Genomic DNA, 6472 nt, shown 5'->3' on the forward strand with positions numbered 1-6472 from the left:
GCTGGGGGGGGCGGGCCGCGGGCGGTCGGTCTACGACGCGTCGGGCTGCCAGGAGCCCGGCGACGACGGCCGGGGGCACCGGGAGCCGACGGGCGGGGAGCCGGCCCGTGACGGCCGCGTACACGACAGGTCCGGGCCGTCCGGACCCGCCGGGCCGAGCCCGCCGTCGACGACGAGCCTGGCGCCCGTCGTGTAGGTGGCCTCCGCCGCCAGGAAGAGCGCGGCGCGGGCCACTTCGTCGACGGTGCCCGCGCGCCGCATCGGAACGTGCCGCTCGGCGGCACGGCCGGCCGCTCCCCCGCCGCCCGGCAGGGCGATCAGACCGGGTACGACGGCGTTGACGCGGATGTCGCGGCCGGCGAGCTCGGCGGCGAGCGCCCGGGCACAGGCCCACGGCCCGCCGTCCTCCGCCCCGGCCACCGGCTTCCCGTACGCCGCGGAGGCCGCGGCGAGGGCGGGCCGAGCGTCGGCGGTGAAGACGATCGCCCCGCCGCCGTGGACGTACGGGAGCAGCGCCCGGACCGCGCGGCAGGAACCCCAGGGCGACCCGGTCCGGTCCCCCGCCGAAGCGGCCGGACCCGTACCGGCATGGACGAAGACGAAGTCGACCGAGCCGAGCGCGTCCTCCACGACGGGGGCCAGCGCCTCCGGCGTCGTCGCCGCCCCGGCCGGTCCGGTGCCGACGATCCGGGCGCGCGAACCGACCTCGGCGGTGGCCGCGGCGAGTTCGCCGTCCTCCGGCCGCCCGGTCAGCAGGACCCGCGCACCGCCCTCGACGAGCCGCTTGGCGACGGCCAGGCCGAGCCCCGTCGTACCGTCGAGGACCACGGCGTTCCTTCCTGCGTACCTGGTCATGCGCTCCTCCTGCGATGGGGTCCCGTGGCGCCGGTGCGGTCGCGCCGGTTCCGCAGTGCCGGTTCCGCTGTCCCGGTTCTGCTGACGGGGATGAGCGTGCGCCCGGGCGCTTCGGGAACGCTGACGGTTCGCTGACGGCCTGCCGAGGCCCGCCGAGGACGCGCTGATGATCACCGCCGGGGAACCTGTGTACGGTTTCGCCATGCGATTCGGGGTGCTCGGTCCACTGACGGTGTGGGACGGCCGAGGAGAGCCGGTCAGGGTGCCCGAGGTGAAGGTCAGGGCGCTGCTGGCCGACCTTCTGATGCACGAGGGACGGCCGGTGTCGGCCGACCGGCTCATCGACGACATCTGGGGCGACGAACCGCCCGGCAACCCCGCCAACGCCCTCCAGGCCAAGGTCTCCCAGCTGCGCAGGGCGCTCGGCCGCGACCGCGTCGAGCGCCGACTCCCCGGGTACCGGCTGCGCCTCGACCCCGGCGAGGACGAGGTGGACGCCGACCGGTTCCGGTCCCTGGTCGACGAGGCCCGCCGGGAGGCGGCACCCCGCGCGCGGGCCGCCCTGCTCACCGAGGCCCTGGAACTGTGGCGCGGCCCCGCCTACGCGGACTTCGCCGACGAGGAGTTCGCCCGCGCGACCGTGCACCGCCTCGACGAGCAGCGCCTCGCCGTTCTGGAGGAGCAGGCCGAGGCCCGCCTCGAAGCGGGCGACCACCTGCTGCTCACCGGCGAACTGGCCGACCTCGTGGCACGCCATCCCCTAAGGGAACGCCTGCGCGCCGTCCAGCTCCGGGCCCTCTACCTGTCCGGGCGGCAGAGCGAGGCACTGGCCTCCTACACGGACCTGCGGAACCGCCTGGGCGCCGAGCTGGGCCTGGACCCCGGCCCGGAACTGTTCGCCCTCCACGAGGCGATCCTTCGCCAGGACGCCTCACTCGTCCCGAAGCCGAGGACGGGCGCGGGCGTGACGACGGGCGCGGGCGTGACGACGAGCACTGGGCTGACGGCGAGCACGGGCGGGACGGCCGCGGGCGCGGACGCGACTGCGAGCACGGCCCCGAGCTCGGACGCGGCCACCGCCTCTCAGCCCCCGTCGAACCTCCCCTCCTCCCTCACCCCCCTCATCGGACGCGACCGTTCCCTGACCGAGCTCGGCGAACTCCTCCGCACGGAACGCCTCGTCACCCTCACCGGCCCCGGAGGTGTCGGCAAGACACGGCTCGCCGTGGAGGCCGCGACCCGGCTGGCGCACGCCACCGCGCACCCCGCCGAGACCGGCACCCCTAAGGGCGCCCCCGAGAGCACCCCGGAGCACAACACCCCGCACCCCACCCCCGACGGCATCTGGCTCGTGGAGCTCGCGGGCCGCCAGGGCCCGGCCGCCGTCCTCGCCCAGGCGGTCGCCGAGACCCTGGGCATCCGGGACGACGTCCCCTCCGGGTTCTCGGGGTTCTCCGGGCCCGGCGGCGCGGCCCCGAAGCCCGTCGAACGGCTCGCGGCGGCCCTGCGCGACCGGCGGGTTCTCCTCGTCCTGGACAACTGCGAACACGTCGTCGACGCCGCGGCCGAACTCACCGATCTGCTGCTCCGGGCGGCGCCCGGGCTGCGCGTCCTCGCCACCAGCCAGGAGCCGCTCGGCCTCACGGGAGAGACGGTGTTCCTGGTCGAACCGCTCGCCCCCGCCGAGGCCGCCGAGCTCTTCACGGCCCGGGCCGCCGCGGCGGCACCAGGGTTCTCCCTTACGGGGACCGACGACGGTACGCACGACTCCGTCGCCGTCGCCGAGATCTGCCGCCGCCTCGACGGCATCCCGCTCGCCCTCGAACTGGCCGCGACCCGCGTCCGCGCCCTGGGCGTCCGGGAGCTGGCCGCCCGTCTGGGGGACCGCTTCCGGGTCCTCAACTCCGGGCGCAGGGGCGCGCCGGCCCGTCAGCAGACCCTCCGGGCGGTGATCGACTGGAGCTGGGAGCTGCTCGGCGCGCCGGAGCGCATCGTGCTGCGGCGCCTGGCCGCGCACGTGGACGGCTGCACGCTGGACGCCGCGGAGGCGGTGTGCGCGGGGGACGGGGTGGCCGCCGAGGAGGTCCTCGACCTGATGACCCGGCTCGTCGACCGCTCCCTGGTCGTCCGCGTGGACGGCCCGGCCGGCACCGGCCCGCGCTACCGCCTGCTGGAGTCCGTGGCCGCCTACGCCACGGAGCGGCTCCACGAGATGGAGGACCTGGCCGCCGTACGGGACCGGCACCTGCTCCACTACCTGGACCTCGCCGAACGGGCCGAACCCCACCTCCGCGGCAGCGGGCAGCAGACGTGGCTCGCCCGCCTCGACGCCGACGCCGCCAACCTCCGGGCGGCCCTCGACGAGGCCGTGCGGCGCGCGGCGGGGGACGGCGGCGCGGAGCGGGCGGTCCGGCTCGCCGCCGCCCTCTGCTGGTGGTGGCTGCTGCGCGGGCGGCTGCACGAGGGCCGGCGCGCCCTCGCGGCCGTCGTCGCCGTCGCTCCCGAGGCGTCCGAGATCCGCGCTCTCCACCGGGCGTTCGCCCTCCTGACCGGTGAACCCTCCGACCCGGAAACGTCCCCGGAAGCGCTCCCGGAGCCCACCGCCGGCGGCCCCTCCCGGCGCGGCCGGATCCTGTGGCTCTCGGCGTACGGGCTGTTCCACGCCGGGGCCATCGCCGCGAGCGAGGAGGCCAACTCCCGGGCCCTCGCCCTCTTCACCGAGGCCGGCGACCGGTGGGGCACGGCCGCCGCGCTCGGGCTGCGGGCGACGCAGGCGCTGACCCGCGGCGATCTCGACACCATCGCCCGCGACGGGCTGCGCAGTGCGGCGCTCTTCCGCGATCTCGGGGACCGCTGGGGCGAGTTGCAGACCGTGCAGCCCCTCGCCGTCCTCGCCGAGATCAAGGGCGACTACGCGGACGCCACGCGCCGTCACCACGAGGCCCTGGGCATCGCCCGCGACCTCGGCCTGCACACGGAGGTCGCGGCCCGGCTCTCCGGCCTCGGCCGTCTCGCCCTGCTCGCCAAGGACTGGGACCGCGCCCGTGACCTGCACGAACGCGCCCGGCGCCTGGCCGTCGAGCAGGGGTACCGGTACGGCGAGATCCACTCCGAGATGGGACTCGCCCTCGGCGCCCGCCGCTCCGGCGACCTCGACGCCGCCGAGGCGCTCCTGACGCGTATCCGGGACGGTCACGCGGACGTGTCCTCCGCCGTGGGCGACCACCTCCTCCACGCCGAGTTCGGCTTCACGGCCGAACTGCGCGGCGACGTACGGCGGGCCGCCGCCCACCACCTCACCGGTCTGGACATCGCCCGCTCCCTCGCCGAACCCCGCGCGCTCGCCCTCTCCCTGGAGGGCCTGGCCGGTGTGGCGGCACTGATCGGCGGCCCGGACCACGCGGACCGCGCCGCCGTCCTCCTCGGCGCCGCCGACGCCGCCCGCCGCGGTGTCGGCGCCCCGCTCCCGGACGCCGAGCGCGGCGACGTCGACCGCGTCACGGCGGCGGCGACGGCGGTCCTCGGCGAGGCGGCCTTCGCCGCGGCCTTCCGCCGGGGTGCCTCGCTGACTCCGGAGGAGGCGGCCCTGACGGCCGGGGAGCTTCCCTCCCCGTAAGGGGCGCCCCTGCGGGGGGGGGCGGCTCGCGTCCCGTACGGACGACGCGCACGGGAAACGCCTCGGCGGACTGTCGAGCCGGGCGCCGACCGCAGGCGATTCCCGCGCGCCGCACGGCGGCGAGGCCCGGAGCACGGTCTCAAGAAGCGCCAGGCCCGGCCCGGCGGGGGCGCCGCAGCAGTGGTCGTGCACGTCGCCGGGTTCGCCGTCGTCCGACAACTCGCGCACCGAGCGCCGCGCGCCGTCGTCCCTCGTCCCCGGCTCCGGATGGTTCCCGGTGCGCTCACGGCAGATGATCTCCGACAGCACGCGTGGGGAGGGGGCGTCCCCACCCTGCCCGGCCTTCCGCTCCTGGTACCGGCGTGGCAGGCGGGCCCGAACGCCTCCCGGATGCCTACGCGGCAAGGCCCTCCCGGCCCGCAGCCATGCGGGACGTCCGCCACGGCCCGAGCACCGTTCCGCCCACCCGCAGCACCGAACAGGCGCTTGCGGATGTGACTTGGCTGTCAACACGGCGCCCTCCGTGAGCGCGCGGGCCGGCGCCGCCGCCGTGGAGCGGAACCGGGAGGGCGACAGGTCGGCCGCGCGCAGGGTGCCGGGCCCCGCGACGCCGACGGCGTCCAGCGCGTTACACCGCCCGCAGAACGGCAGAACGGCAGAACGGCAGAACGGCGGTCCCGCCCGACCCGCCCGTCCCGCTCGCCCCACCCGAACGCACGTCTCAGCCGCTGGACATTCCCTGACCGGCGGCCGTACGACGGATTAGGCTGCCCCCGTGGCTGACATCCAGGCTGATATCCAGATCCCCGCCGACATCAAGCCCGCCGACGGCCGTTTCGGCGCCGGCCCGTCCAAGGTGCGCCCGGAGGCGCTGGCCGCCCTGGCGGCCACCGGATCCTCCCTGCTCGGCACGTCCCACCGGCAGGCGCCGGTGAAGAACCTGGTCGGATCGGTCCGCGACGGCATCCGCGCCCTGTTCTCCCTCCCCGACGGCTACGAGGTGGTCCTCGGCAACGGCGGGTCCACCGCGTTCTGGGACGTCGCCACGCACGGCCTGATCGAGTCGAAGTCGCAGCACCTCTCCTTCGGCGAGTTCTCCTCGAAGTTCGCCAAGGCCGCCAAGCTCGCTCCCTGGCTCGCGGACCCGACCGTCGTCTCCGCCGAGCCCGGCACCCACCCCGAGGCGCACGCCGAGGCGGGCACCGACGTCTACGCGCTGACCCACAACGAGACGTCCACCGGCGTCGCCATGCCGATCCGCCGCGTGGCGGGGGCGGACGAGGGGGCGCTCGTCCTGGTGGACGCCACCTCCGGCGCGGGCGGTCTGCCCGTGGACATCGCCGAGACGGACGTCTACTACTTCGCGCCGCAGAAGTCGTTCGCGTCCGACGGCGGTCTGTGGATCGGCGTCTTCTCGCCCGCCGCGCTGGAGCGCGCCGCCCGGGTGCACGCCTCCGGCCGGCACGTCCCCGAGTTCTTCTCGCTGCCCACGGCGATCGACAACTCGCTGAAGAACCAGACGTACAACACCCCGGCGCTCGCCACCCTGTTCCTCCTCGACGAGCAGCTGAAGTGGCTGAACGGGCAGGGCGGCCTGGACTTCGCCGTCCGCCGGACGGCCACCTCCGCCCGGGCCCTCTACGGCTGGGCCGAGGCGTCCAAGCACGCCACCCCGTTCGTCACCGACCCGGCGAAGCGGTCGCAGGTCATCGGCACGATCGACTTCTCGGACGACGTCGACGCCGCGGCCGTGGCCAAGGTGCTGCGCGCCAACGGGATCGTGGACACCGAGCCGTACCGCAAGCTGGGCCGCAACCAGCTGCGCGTGGCCATGTTCCCGGCGATCGACCCGGCGGACGTCGAGGCGCTGACGGCGTGTGTCGACTACGTGGTGGAGCGTCTGTAGCGGCTCGACGCGGCGAGCGCCTTCACAGGCGCCCTGGGACGGCACTTGAGCCCTTGCCGCCCCATCCGCATCCCCCGCTCACCCCCGCTCACCCC

General features: G+C 76.0%; 3 protein-coding genes. 2 read left to right on the forward strand and 1 reads right to left on the reverse strand.

The window, feature by feature from the left end; genetic code table 11:
• Window positions 1–30: 30 nt before the first annotated feature.
• The gene (locus tag ACSNOK_RS29300) at window positions 31–855 is read right to left on the reverse strand and encodes an SDR family NAD(P)-dependent oxidoreductase (protein ID WP_436783817.1); all 825 of its coding nucleotides are present in this window, start codon (window positions 853–855) and stop codon (window positions 31–33) included.
• A 202-nt stretch (window positions 856–1057) separates the two neighbouring features.
• On the opposite strand from ACSNOK_RS29300, the gene ACSNOK_RS29305 reads away from it, so the two are divergent.
• Together ACSNOK_RS29305 and serC are read left to right on the forward strand one after the other, a co-directional pair.
• Window positions 1058–4471, forward strand: coding sequence for an AfsR/SARP family transcriptional regulator (locus ACSNOK_RS29305; protein ID WP_436783818.1), 3414 nt, complete (start codon window positions 1058–1060; stop codon window positions 4469–4471).
• A gap of 784 nt (window positions 4472–5255) precedes the next feature.
• A complete protein-coding gene (gene serC / locus ACSNOK_RS29310) occupies window positions 5256–6377 on the forward strand; it encodes a phosphoserine transaminase (RefSeq protein WP_436783819.1) in 1122 nt (373 codons plus the stop codon).
• Window positions 6378–6472 lie beyond the last annotated feature (95 nt).

Source organism: Streptomyces sp. URMC 126 (assembly GCF_051386555.1).
Classification (GTDB): Bacteria; Actinomycetota; Actinomycetes; order Streptomycetales; family Streptomycetaceae; genus Streptomyces.

Bases quoted from the DNA above. Each gene is read 5' to 3' on its own strand.
- ACSNOK_RS29300 (WP_436783817.1), bottom strand. From the start codon at position 855: ATGACCAGGTACGCAGGAAGGAACGCCGTGGTCCTCGACGGTACGACG.
- ACSNOK_RS29305 (WP_436783818.1), top strand. From the start codon at position 1,058: ATGCGATTCGGGGTGCTCGGTCCACTGACGGTGTGGGACGGCCGAGGA.